Origin of the sequence: Bradyrhizobium sp. PRIMUS42 (assembly GCF_023006515.1) — a bacterium.
Classification (GTDB): Bacteria; Pseudomonadota; Alphaproteobacteria; order Rhizobiales; family Xanthobacteraceae; genus Bradyrhizobium.
This window is the reverse complement of the sequence record NZ_JALBGZ010000004.1, coordinates 39385-58361: the sequence shown is the minus strand read 5'-3', so window position 1 is coordinate 58361 and position 18977 is coordinate 39385. Positions and strand designations below refer to the sequence as shown.

The 18977-nt window shown below is 58.4% G+C and carries 15 protein-coding genes and 2 pseudogenes; 4 read left to right on the top strand and 13 right to left on the bottom strand.

What is annotated here, in order from left to right; translation table 11 throughout:
• The 4 genes and pseudogenes from MOV75_RS01515 to MOV75_RS01500 form a co-directional block, all read right to left on the bottom strand.
• A pseudogene (locus MOV75_RS01515) lies at nucleotides 1-530 on the bottom strand (NAD(P)(+) transhydrogenase (Re/Si-specific) subunit alpha); the annotation flags it as partial.
• A gap of 90 nt (nucleotides 531-620) precedes the next feature.
• Entirely contained in the window at nucleotides 621-1424 is an 804-nt protein-coding gene (locus MOV75_RS01510; RefSeq protein ID WP_246917158.1) for a glutathione S-transferase, read from the bottom strand.
• A 414-nt stretch (nucleotides 1425-1838) separates the two neighbouring features.
• Nucleotides 1839-2711, bottom strand: coding sequence for a 3-methyl-2-oxobutanoate hydroxymethyltransferase (panB, locus tag MOV75_RS01505; protein WP_246917163.1), 873 nt, complete (start codon nucleotides 2709-2711; stop codon nucleotides 1839-1841).
• A 260-nt stretch (nucleotides 2712-2971) separates the two neighbouring features.
• Nucleotides 2972-4594, bottom strand: a pseudogene (locus MOV75_RS01500) (long-chain-fatty-acid--CoA ligase); the annotation flags it as partial.
• A gap of 215 nt (nucleotides 4595-4809) precedes the next feature.
• Between MOV75_RS01500 and MOV75_RS01495 the strand changes: the two are divergent.
• Both MOV75_RS01495 and MOV75_RS01490 read left to right on the top strand, forming a co-directional pair.
• Entirely contained in the window at nucleotides 4810-5217 is a 408-nt protein-coding gene (locus MOV75_RS01495) for a tautomerase family protein (protein ID WP_246917169.1), read from the top strand.
• A gap of 776 nt (nucleotides 5218-5993) precedes the next feature.
• Nucleotides 5994-7100 (top strand): AraC family transcriptional regulator, encoded by a 1107-nt coding sequence (locus tag MOV75_RS01490; RefSeq protein ID WP_247004589.1) that lies wholly within the window; start codon nucleotides 5994-5996, stop codon nucleotides 7098-7100.
• Nucleotides 7101-7267: 167 nt separating this feature from the next.
• Here the strand turns inward: MOV75_RS01490 and MOV75_RS01485 are convergent, their stop codons facing one another.
• The 9 genes from MOV75_RS01485 to MOV75_RS01445 form a co-directional block, all read right to left on the bottom strand.
• Nucleotides 7268-9484 carry a 3-hydroxyacyl-CoA dehydrogenase NAD-binding domain-containing protein gene (locus MOV75_RS01485; RefSeq protein ID WP_246917175.1) on the bottom strand — a complete coding sequence of 739 codons (2217 nt, stop codon included), beginning with the start codon at nucleotides 9482-9484 and terminating at the stop codon, nucleotides 7268-7270.
• A gap of 119 nt (nucleotides 9485-9603) precedes the next feature.
• Nucleotides 9604-10812, bottom strand: a complete 1209-nt coding sequence (locus MOV75_RS01480) for an acetyl-CoA C-acetyltransferase (protein ID WP_247004587.1) — start codon at nucleotides 10810-10812, stop codon at nucleotides 9604-9606.
• Nucleotides 10813-11171: 359 nt separating this feature from the next.
• On the bottom strand, nucleotides 11172-12374 hold the full coding sequence (locus MOV75_RS01475; RefSeq protein WP_246917181.1) for an ABC transporter substrate-binding protein: 1203 nt from the start codon (nucleotides 12372-12374) through the stop codon (nucleotides 11172-11174).
• 73 nt (nucleotides 12375-12447) lie between these two features.
• Nucleotides 12448-14031, bottom strand: a complete 1584-nt coding sequence (locus tag MOV75_RS01470) for a class I adenylate-forming enzyme family protein (protein WP_246917185.1) — start codon at nucleotides 14029-14031, stop codon at nucleotides 12448-12450.
• Nucleotides 14032-14272: 241 nt separating this feature from the next.
• On the bottom strand, nucleotides 14273-15043 hold the full coding sequence (locus tag MOV75_RS01465) for a Phenylacetic acid catabolic protein (RefSeq protein WP_246917188.1): 771 nt from the start codon (nucleotides 15041-15043) through the stop codon (nucleotides 14273-14275).
• Nucleotides 15043-15297 carry a phenylacetic acid degradation b gene (locus MOV75_RS01460; protein WP_246917191.1) on the bottom strand — a complete coding sequence of 85 codons (255 nt, stop codon included), beginning with the start codon at nucleotides 15295-15297 and terminating at the stop codon, nucleotides 15043-15045. The genes MOV75_RS01465 and MOV75_RS01460 overlap by 1 nt, the downstream gene beginning before the upstream one ends.
• Before the next feature lie 10 nt (nucleotides 15298-15307).
• Nucleotides 15308-15619 (bottom strand): metal-sulfur cluster assembly factor, encoded by a 312-nt coding sequence (locus MOV75_RS01455; protein ID WP_246917194.1) that lies wholly within the window; start codon nucleotides 15617-15619, stop codon nucleotides 15308-15310.
• Nucleotides 15616-16572, bottom strand: coding sequence for a Phenylacetic acid catabolic protein (locus MOV75_RS01450; RefSeq protein ID WP_246917197.1), 957 nt, complete (start codon nucleotides 16570-16572; stop codon nucleotides 15616-15618). Before MOV75_RS01450 ends, MOV75_RS01455 begins: the two co-directional genes overlap by 4 nt.
• Nucleotides 16573-16606: 34 nt before the next feature.
• Nucleotides 16607-17314, bottom strand: a complete 708-nt coding sequence (locus MOV75_RS01445) for a TetR/AcrR family transcriptional regulator (RefSeq protein ID WP_247004585.1) — start codon at nucleotides 17312-17314, stop codon at nucleotides 16607-16609.
• A 358-nt stretch (nucleotides 17315-17672) separates the two neighbouring features.
• Here MOV75_RS01445 and MOV75_RS01440 point away from each other — a divergent pair, with 358 nt between their 5' ends.
• Nucleotides 17673-18272, top strand: coding sequence for a 2-hydroxychromene-2-carboxylate isomerase (locus tag MOV75_RS01440; protein WP_246917203.1), 600 nt, complete (start codon nucleotides 17673-17675; stop codon nucleotides 18270-18272).
• Nucleotides 18269-18976 carry an SDR family NAD(P)-dependent oxidoreductase gene (locus MOV75_RS01435; protein WP_246917206.1) on the top strand — a complete coding sequence of 236 codons (708 nt, stop codon included), beginning with the start codon at nucleotides 18269-18271 and terminating at the stop codon, nucleotides 18974-18976. Before MOV75_RS01440 ends, MOV75_RS01435 begins: the two co-directional genes overlap by 4 nt.
• Nucleotide 18977 lies beyond the last annotated feature (1 nt).

Below are 18977 nucleotides of genomic sequence, written 5' to 3'. Positions count from 1 at the left end.
AGGCCGGCGACGCCAACGCCCATCACGAACACCTTCGCGGCGGGCACGGTGCCGGCCGCCGTCATCATCATCGGAAAGGCACGGCCGAAGGCCTCGGCGCCTTCAATCACGGCGCGGTAGCCGGCAAGGTTCGCCTGCGAGGACAGCACGTCCATCACCTGCGCGCGCGTGATGCGCGGCATCAGCTCCATCGCGAAGGCGGAGACGCCGGCATCGGCGATCGTCTTCAGCGCGGCCTCGTTGCCATAGGGATCCATGATGGCCACGACGAGCGCGCCGCGCTTGTACTGCGACAGCTCCGACGCCTCGGGGCGCTTCACCTTGATGATGATGTCGGCATCCTTCAGCGCGTCGGCGCTGACGGTGGCGCCCACGGCGGTGAATTCGGAATCCGGCAGGCCCGACTTGAGGCCGGCGCCCGGCTCGACGGCGATCTCGGCGCCCAACGCCTTAAACTTCTTCACCGTATCAGGCGAAGCGGCGACCCGCGGCTCCGACGGATCGATTTCCTTGGCAACGGCGATCTTCATAGGCCCTCCGGCGGCGCCCTCAAGTACGATTTCATAAACCCACGGCGAACGCGGCGAGTCGAGTTGTGGACAGTACTGCATGCCGTCGCGTCAGGCTGCCGCTGCGGACAGCTTATCTACGTATGATCCAAGGTCTGCAGAGAAATTCTCGTGCTTCAACAGACGACCGAAGTGTCTCATCATGCGCGGATACTCGTTTCGGACACCACGGTGAAGTATTCTGCTTAGGCCCATCTCCTCCAGCTGACGCCGTCGAGAATGTTCGTTCATGAAAAGAGCAAACTCAGTGGCGAAGCAGATATCGGCGAGGGAAATGTTGTCGCCGACCAGCACCTGGCTGGCGGACGAGAGCGCTTGCTCAAGTCCCGACGCGTAGATCGAAAACGCTTCTTGAGCTCTCGCGTGGACCGTCGCGTCCAGTGTCCCGTCCGACAGCGCGAGAAGGTAGATCTGAGCGTCCCGCGCAAAAATCAGACTCACATCCAGGAAGCTGTCGATCCTTGAAGCCTCGTAAGCATCTTGCCCATAGAGAGGGAAATCGGTCTTGCTCAGGCGTGCCACCGCTCGCATGATGCTATTCGATTCGAAGATGCCGATTTTTCCGCCGGGAGCGAACGCCGCAGGAACGTTGCCGAACGGGTGGGCATCCATGAACGCTTCTGTCTTGAACAGGCGCTCTCCTGTCAGCCCTACCCTTCCAGTTCGAGCGAGTGGCGAGTAAGCGTGCCATTCGTAGGAAGCCACGGGGGCGGCGTTGTAATCCCAAAGCCAGCTCTTCAATTCTTTCGCCAGAGCGCCTTTGATCTCGATTTCAACTCCGGCGAATCTGCCCGCAATGGTCGCCTTCCAAACTCTTGGGTTCGGCAGATACGAAAAAATGCGAAGGTCAGCCATTGTAAAGCCACTAACAGAAGCGGTCGCTGGGACGTTTCAGAGGACTAAAGGCCTAGCGGAAATCTGGGCAATCAAAAATCTGCATATCGCCCTACTCACCAATGAATAGGACACCGCGGATCTGGATCCGGCAGGCATTCGTCTGTGAGCGCGGAGCGATGCAATCCCACGTACCGCTGTCGTTCTTTACGACCGGAATGCGTGTCGAAGATAGCGCGTTCGCACGAACCATAGACCTACTAGGCTAAAACATGGCGCGAACGCATGATGCATTAGACGCCGGTCATGGACCAGATGGAAACCGCAGCACTATTCCTCGCCTCGCCCACTGCACCTCCGCCGCGAAGAGAATCGCGACACCCGTATTTCGACAGATCTCCTCATCGCGCAGAAAGTCGCGAGGTCTGATCCGCCTCAAGTCGGGCGAGACGGTGTCCAGTTGGCGATGGCAGGGCCCGCGCCTTCAGGAAGACGATAGGACTCGTCTGCAGAGGGGAATGCGCCATCCCGGACATCCGCAGCCCAGCGTGAGAGTGCCTCTTGCAACTGGCCAAAGCCGTCCATGTAGGTGCGAACGAACCTCGGGCGACGGCCTTCGACCAGGCCGAGCAGATCATGGAGCACAAGAACCTGGCCCGCACAGGCCGGCCCCGCTCCGATACCGATCGTAGGAATCGTCAGCGTTTCCGTCGCTCGGGCTGCCAGCTCGGCCGGTATTCCCTCCAGAACGAGCGCGAAGCAACCAGCCTCCTGCAGACGGTGAGCATCGTCGAGCAGCCGCAAAGCATCGTCCGCCTTCCGACCTTGCACCTTGAATCCGCCCATCACGTTGACGCTCTGCGGGGTCAGGCCGAGATGGCCCATAACCGGAATCTCACAATCGACCAAGGCGCGAACCATTTCGAGACGCTTCGCTCCGCCCTCGAGTTTCACGGCGTCGGCTCCACGCTGCAGAAACCCGCCGGCATTGCGTATCGTGTCTTCGATGCTGAGATGGAAACTGAGGAACGGCATATCGGCCACCAGCAGGGCTCTCGGCCTCGTTCGTGCAACTGCTTCGAGGTGGTGATTCATCATGGCCATGCTGACCGGCAGCGTATTATCGTATCCGAGACAAACGTTACCCACGCTGTCGCCGACGAGAATGACATCGACGACGGGATCAGCTATGCGGGCGGCCACCGCGTCGTAGGCGGTGGTCATAACCAGTCGTCGACCATCCCGCTTCCAAAACTCGAGCATCGGAATCGTAACTCGCCGGACGGGCCCCTCGGGAGTATGGCTCATCTACGTCGCACCCATCTCTTCGTTCGATTGCCCTAACCGGTCCAGCGCTCTGGAGTGCACTGAGAGCGGGCAAGCCAAGCACAGGCTTTTCACTTCGCGTGAATATTTGGCCCGAAGAAGGCTGAACAGATCAATTTGTGGTGCCACGCAATTCATCCATGAATTGCGGATCGTCACCGCTCGCGCGGTGACAGATCTCAACTGTGCCGGCTGGCTCGCCCTGACTTGGACGTTTCGCTATCAGGCAGCGGGCGGGAGGAAGCCGATGCGCCGGGAAGTTGGTGATTGCGGTAGCGCTCACGAAGCTCTGACTTCTTGACTTTCCCCGTCGCCGTATGGGGGATTGAGTCCATCACGACGTCGTCAGGCATCCACCACTTCGCGATCTTGCCCTCGAGATACGCAAGAATGGCGCTTTTGGACGCCTCCGCCCCCGTCTTGATCTGGACCACGAGAAGCGGCCTTTCGCCCCATTTCGGGTGTGGGACGGCAATCACCGCAACCTCCTGCACGGAAGGGTGCGCGGCGGCGACATTCTCGATCGCGATCGACGATATCCATTCGCCGCCTGACTTGATAACGTCCTTAGATCGATCGGTTATGCGCATGTACGCGTGCTCGTCGATCGTTGCGACGTCTCCTGTGTCGAAGTAGCCCTCCTCGTCCAAAATTTGGTCATTCAAGCCAAAGTACGCCTTGGCGACGCTTGGGCCACGCACCTTCAGTCTACCAAATGCTTTTCCGTCGCGGGGAAGTTTCGCGTCGGCGTCGTCGGTGATCTTCATCTCGACGAGAAACGGTGCAAAACCTTGGCTTGAAAGCTGGGCAAGCCTTTCGGCGCCATTCAGCTTTTCGAATGGCGGCTTCAGGTACCCGATCGAACCGACAGGCCCCATCTCCGTCATACCCCAGCCCTGCCGTGCAGCGATTCCGATTCGCTCAAATCCTTCGATCATCGCAGGTGGAGGCGCCGCCCCACCGATAGTCAGATTTTTGAGCGACGGCAGCCGCAAGTTTTCCGATTCCATATGCTGTTGAAGCATGAGCCAGACCGTCGGGACACCTGCCGTCGACGTCACGTTCTCGTCCCTGAGCAGCTCATATACGGATGGGCCGTCGAGCTTCGCGCCAGGGAAGACAATCTTGCTGCCCACCATTGGCGCCTGGAATACGTATGCCCAGCTATTGGCATGAAATAGCGGAACGATCGGAAGGACGGTATCGTTACAGCTCAGGCCCATCACGTCTACTTGGGCGGTCATCAGCGACTGAAGTACATTTGACCGATGAGAATACAGGACACCCTTCGGATTCCCCGTGGTGCCCGACGTGTAGCACAGGCCAGCGGCGGTATTCTCGTCGAAGCACTTCCAGGCGAAGTCGCCGTCGACGCTATCGATCCAGTCCTCATACGCAATGGCTCCCCGCAAGGACGTGTTCGGCATGTTCTCGCGATCCGTTAGTATGACGAAGCGCTCAACGAATCCGAGGTGTGCCGACAGCTTTTCGAGAAGCGGTACGAATGTGACGTCAGTACAGAGAATTCTGTCCTTTGCGTGATTGATGATCCATGCAATCTGTTCGGGAAACAGGCGGGGATTCACGGTGTGGCAAACGGCGCCGATCCCCATGATCCCATACCAGAGCTCCATGTGTCGCCAAGTGTTCCAGGCCAATGTCGCTACCCGATCGCCAAGCACAATGCCGTCGCGATCCAGCCGCTGGGCAACTCTTAGCGCACGTTTTCTGATTTCGCCGTAATTGGTCCGATGGATCGGCCCTTCGATCGACCGAGTCACCACCTCGCGATTTGGGTGGCAAGCTGCGGCGTGATCAATGATCCGCTGACACAGCAAAGGCCAGTCCTGCATTAAGCCCAACATGGATTCCTCCGATAAATCCTGCCACTTCCGTTTAATCGGAAGCGATCAATGTCTGTTACCTCGATTGGAGCATGCGATCGTCGGACGGTAAAACGAAACATAAGAGTTGGCGCACAACGTCAATTTTTTGGCGCGTACGGCCATAGAACCCGCGCTGCTGGGGCGTGATATCTTTCCGCACAACTTCAAAAAGCGGCAAGGCGGCAGGAGACGACATGCCAATCTACAGGATCATGAGTGAACGCGGCGCGATCAGCTCCGAACAGAAGCATGAGATCGCCGAAGCGTTGGTGGAAATGCACTTGCGTGTGGCGGGCGGAGCCAGATGGCTAGTCAACGTCGTCTTCGAAGAATCGGAGAGCGTGTTTGTGGGCGGGACGCCGGCAAAGAGACTGCTGATAGCGACAACCATTCGCGAAGGACGAGACGCCGAGGCCAAAGCGAAACTCCTTGCAGAATACTCATCACTCGTATCGCGTGTGCTGGATGTCCCAACCTCCGACATCATCGCTGGTCTCGATGAAGTAAATCCGGACAACGTGATGGAGGCCGGATTCATTCTTCCAAAGGTCGGGGAGGAAGAGGCTTGGATGAAGAAGGTCCTGGCTTCCAAAGGGCATTGACGCCGAACGGGAATTGAAACGGCCACGTGTGTGGCTATCTGATGTGAACGAGATGTCGGAAAGCGCTACCACGCGGGCGAAGCCGAGGCCTATTGATCCGTAGGCCGCACCCCAGCACGAGACCGCCGAACTCACCGTCGCGGACTTTGCGAACGGCGCTTGAGGTCATTTGAGTGCGATTGCATCGTGCCGGCGGCCGCGGCCAATCCGCTGGCCGCGATACTGGGCGCTCCTGGGAGCTCGGCCGCAAAAGAGCGAATTGATCCCCGCGGCTTACGAAAGGTGCCCCGCGCACCAACTTGCACAGCCAAAGGCACTGCATCCGCCGCCAGTCCACGCGACAGCTCAGCCTGCCGTTGCGGCCGAAAGGCTCGATTGCACCGCAAACGCTTCGGATGGAAGGCCTTCGGCCGCGAAAGGCCTGCCGCATACTGTCGTCTTTTGTCCACGGGAGCTTCGCGGCGCCCTGGACGCAGGTAGCGCGCCACTTGCCGCCTTGCCAGTCCCCTCCGGCGATAGCTTAACAACTTATGACGGCTTTCGGCCACCGCGTTCCAGTCCCTCTCGCCTGCAGCGACCGCATCACTGCTCCTGCGACCCGCAACGATCGCGTGGAAGGTCCCCCTGGAGCAGGCCACTACCGAACTGTCATTCGCGCACGTGGTCGCTGCGACCGAGAATCTACGAGAAAATCCGAAGGCCGATAAGAAGAGCATGGCCATGCTTGTCAAAATACTGATATCATTCGACCGCGCTCCGCGGGGAGAACCATCGTCTTGACAGCTCTTACCGTAGCCTCATGCTGGTTCAACGCAATTCTCGACGGCCTTGAACGACAGGGCCTGGAGAGAACACGACTGACGCTCGGTGTCCGCGGCATCGTGGACGGCAGATTTCCCGACACGAGCCGCATTGAGCTCTCTCCAACAAGAACCATTTGGGGCCGCGCCCGGCTTCTTTCGGATGATCCTCTGCTCGGGGTCAAGGTCGGCAGCTCCCTGCCTATACACGCCACCAATGTGATCGCGGTCATCACAGCGCACAGCCCTACGTTTGGCGAATCTATTCAGCACCTGTTGCGCTATCAGGCGTTGCTGAGCGAGGGCGGCCAGCTCACGACGCAATCCACGGGAGGAGCGGTTCGGATGCTGTATAAACCGAACTGGGACGCCGTATCGATGGATGTGCTTCATACCGATGCGATCATCGCTTGTATCGTCGCGAGCGGTCCGCAGCCTACGCTTGTTCATCTCGTTGGTCGGCCAGAGGCCGATCAGGCCTCGTTCGCTGAAACCCTTAAATGCGACGTTTGCTTTGGCGCGCGATACGCTTCCGTCGACTACGATGCCAAGGCACTGAAAACACTAAGATCCGGAGCGGATCGATCCTTGTGCGACATCAATATCGCTTACGCTGAGACTTTGCTTGGCGCTCTCCGTCAAATGGATGCCCTTTGCCAAAGGGTGCAGGCAGCGGTCGCAAAGCTCGGTCCGGGTGCAGCCAATATCGACTCCGTCGCCAGCGAAGTCGGCTGTTCACCTCGCACGCTCCAGCGCCGTTTAAGTTCAGCCGGCACGAGCTTCTCTGAACTTTTCGATGCCTATCGGATGGCTGAAGCTCTAATCATGCTCTCCGAGACAGATGTCGGTGTTTCTCGTATCGGTCACCTTCTCGGCTTCTCGGAATCGAGCTCATTCTCCCGCGCCGTATCGCAGTGGTGTGGACTATCGCCCCGCCAAATCAGGGAGCAGCGGAACAGTGACCTGGCTGGAATTCGAGATTCGCATCTATCGCCTCATCGGCCGCTTCCCCGAACGAGGAACGCTGTCGGAGCGACCCGGATGGGGGTCGTCAAACGGCCAAGCTCCTTGGTGACAGTGTGATGTGCTCGCTCCGTCACCCCGCGAACGAAAGAGCGGCTCTTTCGATAATTCAAGGCGGCTTAGCGGAAGACATTCCCTCTCGCCCGACAATGAAACGGGCCGTTCGATCAAGCGGGGCACCGGATTGACGGTTGCCCCGCTGCGAGCTCAGACGGATATCGACGCCGCTATGCCGCCGTCGCCTTTTTCGGTGTAAAGCGACCGTAGAACGTTTCGCCTTTAGCGGCCATTTCGATCAAGAGCTTTGGTGGCGTGAAGCGCGAACCATACTTCTTTTCCAGCTTCAGACACAGCTCGACGAACTTTTTCGTTCCCATGAAGTCGATGTAGGACAGCGTGCCCCCGGTGAATGGCGGGAACCCGAATCCGAGAATCGAGCCGACGTCGGCCTCCCGCGGATCGGTGATGACGTTATCTTCCACGGTGCGCGCGGCTTCCACGGCCTGGACCACGAGAAACCGCTGCTTCAATTCCTCGACGTCGAGCGTATCCGGATCGAGCCGCTTAGGCTGCATCACGGTCAGCTCCGACCATAGCTTCTTTTGTCCCTTTCCCTTGTCGGGATAATCATAGAAGCCCTTGCCATTTTTTCGGCCGAGGCGCCCGCGCTTCTCCACCATTTCGACCAGCAACTTCTTGTGATCCTGATTGACCGCCTGCGTGCCGACATCGGCTTCGGTGGCCCTCAAGATCTTAAGCCCAAGATCGAGCGCGGTTTCATCACTGAGTGAGAGCGGCCCGACCGGCATGCCGGCCATCTTGGCGACGTTATCGATCATCGCGGGCGGCACGCCCTCGAGCAACATCTCATATCCTTCGAAGAGGAAGAGCATCACACAACGGTTGGCGTAGAAGCCACGAGAGTCGTTGACGACTATCGGCGTCTTCTTGATCTGGCGCACGTAGTCGAGTGCGGTGGCCAGCGCCACGTCTCCAGTGTCATTGCCGACGATGATTTCCGACAGCATCATCTTCTCGACTGGAGAGAAGAAGTGGATCCCGATGAACTTAGACGGATCCTTGAACTCCTCAGCCAGCGAATTGATCGGCAGCGTGGAGGTGTTCGACGCAAAGATCGCGCCCTTCTTCAAAAGCGGCTGCGCTTTGGCGTAGGTCTCTGCCTTGACCTTCCGATCCTCGAACACCGCCTCGATCACCAGGTCGCAATCGCTTATCGCGTTGTAATCTGCGGTGGCGGTAATGCGCGAGAGGATCGCGTCGCCGTCGGCTTGATTCATGCGCCCCTTGGAAACTGCCGCCTCGACGTTCGCCTGGGCGTGGCCCTTGCCCTTGTCGGCCGAGGCCTGGTCGCGATCGATCAGCACCACATCGATTCCCGCCTGAGCGGAAATGTAGCCGACGCCGGCGCCCATGAAACCTGCACCGATGACTGCGAGCTTCTTCACCTTTGTCGGCGGCACCTTCTGCGGACGGCGCGCACCCTTGTTCAGATCCTGCATCGATATAAAGAGCGAGCGGATCATCGCCGCCGCTTCCTTCGAGCGCAAAATCTTTGAGAAGTACCGCGACTCGACGCGCAGCGCCGTATCCATCGGCAACTGCAGGCCTTCGTAGACGCACTGCAGGATTGCCCGTGCGCCCGGATAATTGTCGTAAGTCTCCCGGCGCAGCATCGCGGTCGCAGGCTGGAAGAACTGCAAACCCGTTTTCGAGTAGACCGTACCACCAGGCAGCTTGAAATCTTTCTGATCCCAGGGCGCGACCGCCTTGCCGCCGGCTTTGATCCAGTCCTTCGCCTTCTGAATCAGATCCCCAGCAGGCACCACCTCTCCGATGATACCGCGGGCTTGGGCCTTCTTGACATCAATGGCCTCGCCCTTGAACAGCATCTGTACGGCGTCCATGGTCGGCATCAGGCGCGGCAAGCGCTGCGTGCCGCCGGCCCCGGGGAAAATTCCAATCTTGACCTCCGGCAGCCCAACACGGGCTTTTGGATTGTCGGACGCTATGCGGTGGTGACAGGCAAGCGCCAGTTCGAAGCCGCCGCCGAGCGCCGTTCCATTGATCGCGGCAACCCACGGCTTGCCACCAACCTCGATATTTCGGAATGATTGCGACAATTTGCGCGCCTCACCGAACACGTATTTGTTCGCCGCTTCCTCGCCTTGCGACTTCAACATCTCCCCGTGAGTACGGTTCATCGCTTCAAGCATCGTCAAATCCGCGCCGGCGCAAAACGCGTCCTTGCCGGATGTGACAACGACGCCCTTGACCGCCACATCTGATGTCATCTGCTCGATGATCGCCGCAAGCTCGGCGCCGGATGTGTCGTCGATGACGTTCATCGATTTTCCGGGGATATCCCACGTCACCAGCGCAATGCCGTCGACGTCTGTCTCAATCCTGAAATTCTTGTAGGCCATGTGATCGTTCCAATTCCTTGTCGTCATCCAGGGGTGCCTCGCTCCTCGCGAGTGCTCCTAAGGACGTCATGATTAGGATTTTCGCCTGGGTCGCCTCCCCTTACAGGGAAGAGAACAATTCAGACCCGTTCAATGATGGTCGCGGTACCCATTCCGCCGCCGATGCACAGCGTCACGAGAGCGGTGGATTTGTTGGTACGCTCGAGTTCGTCGAGAACCGTACCGAGGATCATCGCGCCGGTCGCGCCAAGTGGGTGGCCCATCGCAATCGCGCCGCCGTTGACGTTGATCTTGTCCCTGTCGATTTCGAACGCCTGCATCAGTCGCAGGACCACGGAGGCAAACGCCTCGTTCAGTTCGACCAGATCGATGTCCGGCAGCTTCATGCCGGAACGATCAAGCACTTTTCTGGTCACATCGACCGGACCGGTCAGCATCATCGCAGGTTCGGAGCCGACATTGACGAACGCGCGAATCTTTGCACGTGGCTTGAGGTCATGCTTTTTGCCAGCATCCTTGCTACCGAGAAGAACGGCTCCCGCGCCGTCGACAATACCCGACGAGTTGCCTGCATGGTGCACGTAATTGATCGCCTCGATTTCCGGATGCGATTGCACGGCAACGGCGTCAAAGCCGCCCATCGCACCCATCGTGGCGAATGATGGCTGCAGCTGGCCGAGCGACTGCATTGTCGTTCCCGGGCGAATATGCTCGTCCTTTGCGAGAATCGTGATGCCATTGACGTCCTTCACCGGCACGACCGATTTCTTGAACCGACCTTCGTCCCAGGCCCGGGCGGCGCGCTCCTGGCTCTGAACGGCGTAGGTATCGACGTCATCGCGCGAGAAGCCGTACTTGGTGGCAATCAAATCCGCTGCGACGCCCTGAGGCATGAAATAGCTCGGCACCGCCATAGAAGGATCCGTCGGCCATGCCGAACCGGAGGACATGATCCCGACGCGGCTCATGGACTCCGCGCCGCCGCCGATGGTCAATTCGTGCTGCCCCGACATGATCTGCGCCGCGGCAATATTCACGGCGTCGAGGCCCGACGCGCAGAAGCGGTTGACCTGAATACCGGGCACTGACTTGTCGAAGCCGGCCTTCAGCGCAGCAAATCGCGCGATGTCGCCCCCTGCCTCGCCGATCGGATCCACAACGCCGAGCACGACGTCATCGACGCTGTCAGGCGCCAGATTGTTGCGCTCCTTCAGCGCCTGTAGCGGAACGGCCGCCAGCGCGAGAGCCGTCACTTCGTGGAGCGAGCCGTCGGACTTTCCCTTGCCGCGCGGCGTGCGAACGTGGTCGTAGATATATGCCTCAGGCATCTCTGGCCTCTCCTGCCTTGTTTACCTCCCCGGTCCGGGAGGAATTGTCCCAGCGCAAATCAAGCTGTCTTGAGTCACTCGCGAGAGCGCGGCCGACACCGACCCTTCTCACTCAGATCAAAGTAGATGCTGCAAACCTACATAAGTTGCTTTCGTATATTACCTTGTTTTTTTCAAGTCTTGATCGGCGAGTTTCGCTCCAGCCGCACACCTAGCTCTCGGTGCGGCAGGTCTGATCTTCGTTCGGTGTTCAGCGGTGCGTGACGACCCTGCGCCGGCGCATCACGGCTCAGCTCATTGCGCAGGTCTGCCGGGAGCCGCCACCGTGTGGGCACGTGAGCCCGACCTTCCGTCCCTGCTCACTCTGAGGAAGCGTCAAGGACTTCGCCGAAAAGCTCCCAGGCTGTACCACTCCAGCGTTGCAGCTTCATTTGGGTGTAATTCATGTTGATCTTATCGCTCGTACTGACGCTGATGCCAGGCAACAGCGTCGGTAGCATGACATTCTTCAGGCTCTTCGCCTGCTTGATGATATTCTCGCGGGAAAGATCGCTCCCGCACTGTTTGATCAGGTGTTCGAGCAACGCTGCTTGCGCATAACCGTACTGGATATTGGTGTCGGCGAAGTCGGCGCCCGGCATGTACTTTTCGATGAAGGTTCGATAGCCCTTCATCCCAGCGTCGTTGGCCCACTGCGTGTCGACCGGATCCATCAGGTTCTGCCCGACGATCACACCGACCGCCCTTTCCAGACCTGCCGGCTTCAGGGTCGCGCTAACCGAACCCGAGGGGTAGTTCAGTACGATCGTGGGTTTCCAGCCGATCTCGGCAGCCCTCCGAATGGCTTGCGCCGCGAACTTTGGCGTCCCCGCCACCAGCAGCGCATCGGCCCCTGAACTCTTCAAGTTCAGGATTTGAGAATCCACCGTTGGATCGCTGACCTCATATGAGACGGCGACAACCTTCGCTTCGAAAGCGCCTTTCAAGATCGCCTTGAAAGCGTTGACGTAATCCTTGCCGAGATCGTCATTCTGATAGAGGATGCCATACTTCGCATTCGGCATCGTCTTGGTCAGAAACTTGGCATAGATCTTCCCCTCTGTATCGTAACTGACGATGCTCGTCGTCGTCAGCGGATAATCCGAGACGTTCGTGAACTTGTTCGACCCGGTGATGATGCCTATGCTCGGCACGCGCTTCGCAATGAGATATTTGGCGACCGCCGTGTTTCCCGGGGTACCAAGCTGACCATAGATGAAGGCGACCTCGTCGCCTTCGACGAGCTTGCGCACCTGCTCCACCGCTTTGGGCGGGCTGTAAGCATCGTCGTACATGATGTAGTTTATTTTCCGGCCGTTAATGCCGCCGCGGTCGTTGACCGATTGGGCATAGGCAAGAATGGCTTGACCTATGACACCGTACGGCGAGGCCGGTCCGCTGAAAGGAAAGACTCCGCCAATCTTGATCTCAGACGGCGTCACACCCGGTGCATCGGCGGCATACGCAGCGGACCCGAACGACATCAGCATCAGAGCAATAAATGGCCTGAAGAGCTTGAACATGACATCACTCCAAAAATGTGAAACTACGTGTCTTCTTAAACCTCAAGCCGGTTCGAGAAGATCGGCTCCTTGACTAGGACGCGCGGCGTATGCGCGTCGACGAAGGGAGCCGCTCGCGGACCATCTCCCGAACCAGATCCTTGCGTACTTTGCCGAAGCTGTTGCGCGGCAATGCGTCAAGGCAGACCACTTCACGCGGCCGCTTGTAGCTCGCGAGGGACGCGCAGCTCCTTACGATGTCGTCCGGATCTACGGCTGCATCTGTCGCCTTGACGATGGCAGCGACAACGATTTCGCCCCACTTTTCGTCGGGAATTCCGATCACCGCGACTTCCCGGATTGATGGATGATCGATCAACGCCAATTCGACTTCGGCGCAATAGACGTTCTCTCCACCGGAGATGATCATGTCCTTCTTGCGGTCCTTGATAGCAAGGTATCCGTCCTCATCGAGAACACCGACATCGCCGCTGCGATACCACTCCTGCCCATTCAGATCGATGATCGCGTCCCGCGTCGCTTGCTCGTTGTCGAGATAGCGCGAGAATGCCGTCGGCCCGCTGATGAGAATTTCTCCGATCTCGCCACGAGGAAGGACCCCGCGCTTGTCGTCGTAGATGGCGATCTGCGTCCCAGGTGCCGGGAGCCCGGCACTGCCTGGCTTCCTCGACAGCATCGACGGAGGACAGGTCGAAACGAACAGCATTTCGGTGATGCCGTAAGTGTTAATAACTCCATTGGGTAATTCGAAGCGTTTGGTGATTTGCTCCGCAAGTACCGGCGGCAACGGGGCGGACGCTGAAAGCCAATTTGCGAGATGAGGCAACGGCTTCGTCTCGGCAGTTAGTTCGCGCAGCAATTGCCAGGCCATCGTCGGGACGATGAACGCGGTGTTGATCTCGAGCTTCTCCAGGTATTCCAACGTTTGTGCAGCGTTGAGCTTCTTGAACAAAAACTGCGTGCCACCACACATCACGACCGGGAGCGCAACGTTTTCCATCGCTCCTCGATGAAAAAGGGGAGCGACGCCCAAGACTCTGATGGGTTCCGAAATCCGAATAGCCCAGGCGCCGAGCATCGCGGCAGCCAGAGCAGATCGGTGCTTAACCACTGCTCCCTTCGGCCGGCCTGTCGTGCCCGATGTGAACCAGATGCCGCTATCAGCATCTGCGCTCACGATCGGGAAGGAGGACATGTCTGCGGTACCGCTTAGCAGATCGTCGAAGCGAAGCTGATCGGGCCCCACGCCGCTGCCGCACACGATCAGTCGGATCGAGAGCGTAGAGGTCGCGATGGCCTGAGACGCCAGTCCAGCGAGCTCTTCATCAACGATGAGCGCTTTACACTTGGCTGCCGAGAGCTGATACGCGAGCTCTTCGGCCGTCAGCCGAAAGTTTAGAGAAACGGTCAGCGCACCGAGCCGGGCGATCGAAAAGTAGGATAGAAGCAGCTCGCGCTGATTCCACAGCAAATATGCAACCCTGTCGCCTGCTCCAACTCCGAGCCGCTGAAGTCCAGCAGCAAGGCGGTCGACCGTCTCATCGAATTCGCGGTAGGTCAGCGACCCCGCCTCATCGACGACGGCGCTTCTTTGCGGCGTCGCGCAGGCCGTTGCCCGAAGAACATCCGAAACCGAAATGGCTCGATCCAGCACCATGACCTCCCCTTGTTCGTTCTGGCAGCTTGTGCTGCTCTTTGGTTTTCCGACCGCACCTAACGTGATGGCTCAGGCTGCCACTTCACCCAATGGAAGAACGACTTGCATTTCCGGCATCGAAACAAGACTTCGGAAACGCTTCCACCGAAAGGCGATTCGATATCGACAACATCGCTCTCACAGTGCGGACAAACGACCTTGCTGGCATCTACCGGCAAGTCGAACGTTGGCTCGTTTCGATTCACGGCATCGCCAATTCGCGATTCTTGAAACCGATCTTCTCGAACAGATTCTCCGGGATCCCGGGACGGCCGTTGCGGCGGATGGACGGCTGCCACGACTTTGCAGGGCCCACAATTCCGTCCGGAACATCGAAGGTTGCGCCGATCGCTTTGAGGAAGCGATCGCGAAGGTCCGAATCCGACGTATCCCGATAGCCGGTTGAGAAAACCACGTCCGGCCGGTCCGCGTCGCCCCACCAATCCAAAGCGTCGACCAAGCGGCGACGGGCGTCTTCGTCTACCGTGGACGCCGAATCCTTGCGCAGCGCCTTGATCCAGCCCACCGAATAGCTGAGGTGAAAGCGCGATTCCTTCAGGATCTTGTCAGCGAGACGTGCCAGGGTTCTGTCGGCCAGGCTTGTCCTGTAAGCGCTCAGTTGCGTGGAAATGGCCTGCTCAGCCATGAATATCGTTGCGATAAAATCAGACCACGATTGCGGCGGCCGGTCGAGCAGCTTGGGCGAGCGGATATCCTTCGCACCACGCGTCCACTCGACCTCCTCGAGCGTGACTCCGAAACGCCCCAGATGCTGATAGAGCGCGCGGGCATGCCCATACTGCCCCTGCATCATCGCGCAGATGGACGTGAAGTCCGCGATGGAGCGCCCGTTCTGCAACACCATCATGTACCAGCCGGCGAGCACCAGTTTGGCGTCCGCGATGCAATACAGTTCGTCCCGCAGGCACCGGTCCGCTTCTGAAAGATCTTCGATTGAATTGATGACGGACATCACACCACCTTCACCTTCGATTTGCTGCCGCGTTCGGTAATAGTAACGATTGCCGACAGCGGAACGATGCACATCTCCCGCCAGGTATGGTGGTCGTAGACGAACCAGGCGCGCGCCTCCGCCAGTTCCGCGTTGGGGGCCTCGACCGAACCGATATGAGTGAGTGGTTCTGCGGAATCTCTGCGCGCAAATACCTCGTAGAATTCGGGCTTGTCGCCGCCCAACTCCAATTGTCTGTCGATAACCTTCTTCATCATCGCACCCTTAAACTTGTATTCCGAAGCGGCGCATCAGTTGCCGTGCATTGGGCTCAATGGATTGAGTGGTCCAATCGTGGTGCCAGCCTTCGAGGACGTTGACCTCGCTGACGCCTTTTAGGCCGCCCACGGCGTCCTTGACCGATTGTTTCAGCATCGACACGCCAGGACAGGCCAGGCACGGGATGGCGAGTTCGACATTGACCACGCCGGTTTCCGATATCGTGACTGCCCGCAACATCCCCATGCTCTCGATGCTGACCGGTATATGCGGGTCATTCACCGCGAGAAGCGCCTCCCGGACCGCCTGCTCCGTCACCACAGGTCTTGCCCCCACAGCTCAATCTGCATCCGGCTCAGGCCCGGCAGCTTCAATGGGCCGCCCTTCTTCCACTGCGCCAGCTTCTCGGGCCATGGCACCGTACGGAAATCCCATTTCAAAGTTTCCAGATTCAGCAGGATCGGCATCTGGTAATCGAGGACGTAAATGCCTCTTTCGCTATCGAAGTGAGCCGGGACCTTCAGACCAACCTGCTCGCAGAAAGGAACGAGGCGCTGCAGCCAAATCTGCCTGAGCTGATCGTTGCTGCTACCGCGAATCTTGTAATGGAGCTGGTCGGTTCTCGACTTGACATCGTCCGTCGCGCCGAACCACTCGGCACCCAAGGGAAACCAGAAATCCATACGTTCCTGAACACGCTTCCGTATCTCGGGCCCCTGCTGCATGTAGTGGCGGATCATGTACTCGCCGCGCTTGACGTGGAAATTTTCCTCGAAGTTCACCTTCCGCAGGGACCGGCTATATGGACCGAATGAACAATTTTCCTCGAGATCACACGTCGTGATGTATCCCGCCTGATCGCCGACAAGGTGGCCTAGCCCCACATCGATCGGACTCAAGTTGCCAAACTCGAGCAGAAAGAACGTCTTGAAATTCTTGGGATCACGCTCGAACACCTGGTGATAGGAGTCGAAGCCGAAATCCTCGAGCATGCGGAACATGACTTGGGCATGCCCCATCTCGTCTTGCAGCGCAGACGCGATGGCAATTCGATCGTTGATACTGGGCGCAAACGCGATGGCATCGAAGTCGAGAGGCAACGTCATGATTTCCAGATCGGCCGCGATCGCCATAGTCGCGACGAGCACGTCACGATAGCGCGGCGTCATCTCGCTGATATCTTCCAGCGTTGCGCCAGCCTTGATTCGGGTCTGTAGAGCGACCTCAGTTGCCTCTTCCGGGATTTCGCGTGCGAGCGCCGCTTGAGCCATGGTCGGACCTTCCCTGTTAGAATTCGTTGATTGTTTATGCGTGGTCCTGGAGATTGCCTCGCAAGACATCGATAACGGAGGGGCCATCATCGGCCTCGATGTCTCTCGGCGCCTCCGACGCGATTTGAAGACCGGTAAGCACGACAGCCTTCAGCGCGCGAACCAGACGGTGAACGTCAATGCGGAGATTCTGACGGAGGCACTCGAGCATGATGCCATCGCCGGTGGAGATCAGGACCCGAGCCATATCGCTGCTGCTCAGATCGGAGCGGAACATGCCAGAAGCCTGCCCAAGCTCCAGGACAGTTCGCACTTCTCGCGCGATCCGATTGTAGCCAGCCTTTACCCTGCGCGCCGCCTCGGATTCAGTTGCGGCCATCTCTATAGAGACGACGATCGGCAGCAACATCGAGCCCGGATGGTCAAGGGCGACCTCGCCGGCCCTCTCCAGATATTTCGTCATGCGCTCGACGGGCGAAAGGCTTTGATCTTGCAGGATCTGAAGATATGGCTCCATGACGTTGGCTCGCACGCGATTGAGCAGCTCAAGCAGGACACCTTCCTTGTTGCCGTAATAGAAGTAGACGCTGCCCTTGGTCAGGTCTGCGAGCTGCCCGATCTGCTCCGTCGTCGTGCCGTTGTAGCCCTGGGTCACGAAGAGAAACTCGGCGGCAGCCAATACTGCCGACATGCTCAACTCGCGATGTTCGGAATTTGTCAGTCGTTTCTTGCGCTTTTTCATGCGCTCGAAAGTATTATCACTCGACTCGCGAGGTAAAGCCTCGTGCAACCCTAATGCACCGCTAGACGCACGATTGCCGCATTCGCCAATGCCATGGCTAGCGTCGACAACTCCTGACAATGCGGAAATACACATGCTCATGGCCCAGCGAAGTCTTCTTCGAAGCGGCTAGCAGTTGACATTGATACTCATCTACAATTAACTTACTTACCAGTCAATAACTTTCTTTGAGGGCAGGAGACACCAGATTTTCGTCTTGGAAACCAGTGAGATACACGAAAGCAGCGGCCCGGCTCGGCAGCTGTTCGGCAGCAAATTGAGCCAAAACGAGCGATCGACAAGGGAGAAAGGACCAGGGATGACCAAACAGATTGAATTCTATTTCGACTTCGGTAGCCCCTACAGCTACCTCGCACAGAGTCAGCTCAAGAAGCTGGCCGCAGACACGCAGGCAACCGTCGTCTACATGCCCATCAATGTGCTGGATCTGATGAAAGCGACCGGCAACACCCCGACGACAATGGAGTGCAGGGCGAAGAGAAAATACGCAAAAAGCGATCTGCAACGTTGGGTCAAAAAGTACGGCGTCGGCTGGGAGCCCAACCAGAACTTCCGGCACATCGACCTCAACTTCCTGCTTCGCGGGGCCATCGCCGCGATCAAGCTCGGGGTGGGGCCCGATTTCGTATCGAAGGTGTTCACGGGCCTCTACGCCCAGGTGCTTGACCTCGGCAACGTCGACATCCTCAGAGACTTCCTGAAGAAGAACGAGCTTCCTGCCGATCGCATCCTCGAACTGATGGCTCAGGAGGAGACCTCCGAGGAACTGAAGGCCCGCAACAAGGCAGCCGAAGAAGCCGGCCTGTTTGGTACGCCAACGTTTCGGATCGGAGAGGAACTCTATTTCGGAAACGATCGACTCCCATTCGTTGAAGCAGCAGCAAAAGCGCAGGCATGATCATGACAAAACCAGTTTGTGTTATTACCGGTGTTGGTCCCGGTACAGGCAGCGCACTCGCCCGCCGCTTCTCTCGCGGCGACTACCACGTCGCTCTCATTGCGCGCTCGGAGAAGCGCATTCCGAAGCTGCAAGCCGAGCTGCCGGACGCCTCCGCCTACATCTGCGATGTCACGCAGGAGGACCAGGTCAGCGAAACCATCGCAAAAATCACGCGTGACCACGGCGCGCCCGCGATCGCCATCCACAATGCCGTAGGCGGAACGTTCGGAAATTTCCTGGAAGTGGATCCCGCGGCTCTTGAGACGAACTTCAAAGTCAACACCATGGGACTGCTTTACCTTGCCAGAGCGGTCGCTCCTGCGATGATCAAGGCGCAAAGCGGTGCCATCATCGCGACCGGCAATACCTCAGCCTATCGCGGGGTCGAGAGCTACGCCGGCTTTGCGCCGTCGAAGGCGGCAGAACGCATCCTTGCCGAATCGATGGCGCGGCATCTGGGCCCGAAGGGCGTCCATGTCGCCTTTCTGATGATCGACGCAGTCATCAACGTACCGTGGGCTCGCAAGATGTTCCACGACAAGCCGGAAGAGTTTTTCGCTCAACCGACAACGATTGCCGATGAGATTTGGCACATTTGCCATCAGCCTCGCTCGGCATGGTCGTTCAACTACGAACTCCGCCCCTACGGCGAGAAGTGGTGAT

Coding starts and splice junctions, on each gene's coding strand:
- MOV75_RS01510 (WP_246917158.1), bottom strand. CDS start 1,424: ATGGCTGACCTTCGCATTTTTTCGTATCTGCCGAACCCAAGAGTTTGG.
- panB (WP_246917163.1), bottom strand. CDS start 2,711: ATGAGCCATACTCCCGAGGGGCCCGTCCGGCGAGTTACGATTCCGATG.
- MOV75_RS01495 (WP_246917169.1), top strand. CDS start 4,810: ATGCCAATCTACAGGATCATGAGTGAACGCGGCGCGATCAGCTCCGAA.
- MOV75_RS01485 (WP_246917175.1), bottom strand. CDS start 9,484: ATGGCCTACAAGAATTTCAGGATTGAGACAGACGTCGACGGCATTGCG.
- MOV75_RS01480 (WP_247004587.1), bottom strand. CDS start 10,812: ATGCCTGAGGCATATATCTACGACCACGTTCGCACGCCGCGCGGCAAG.
- MOV75_RS01475 (WP_246917181.1), bottom strand. CDS start 12,374: ATGTTCAAGCTCTTCAGGCCATTTATTGCTCTGATGCTGATGTCGTTC.
- MOV75_RS01470 (WP_246917185.1), bottom strand. CDS start 14,031: ATGGTGCTGGATCGAGCCATTTCGGTTTCGGATGTTCTTCGGGCAACG.
- MOV75_RS01465 (WP_246917188.1), bottom strand. CDS start 15,043: ATGTCCGTCATCAATTCAATCGAAGATCTTTCAGAAGCGGACCGGTGC.
- MOV75_RS01460 (WP_246917191.1), bottom strand. CDS start 15,297: ATGAAGAAGGTTATCGACAGACAATTGGAGTTGGGCGGCGACAAGCCC.
- MOV75_RS01450 (WP_246917197.1), bottom strand. CDS start 16,572: ATGGCTCAAGCGGCGCTCGCACGCGAAATCCCGGAAGAGGCAACTGAG.
- MOV75_RS01445 (WP_247004585.1), bottom strand. CDS start 17,314: ATGAAAAAGCGCAAGAAACGACTGACAAATTCCGAACATCGCGAGTTG.
- MOV75_RS01440 (WP_246917203.1), top strand. CDS start 17,673: ATGACCAAACAGATTGAATTCTATTTCGACTTCGGTAGCCCCTACAGC.
- MOV75_RS01435 (WP_246917206.1), top strand. CDS start 18,269: ATGATCATGACAAAACCAGTTTGTGTTATTACCGGTGTTGGTCCCGGT.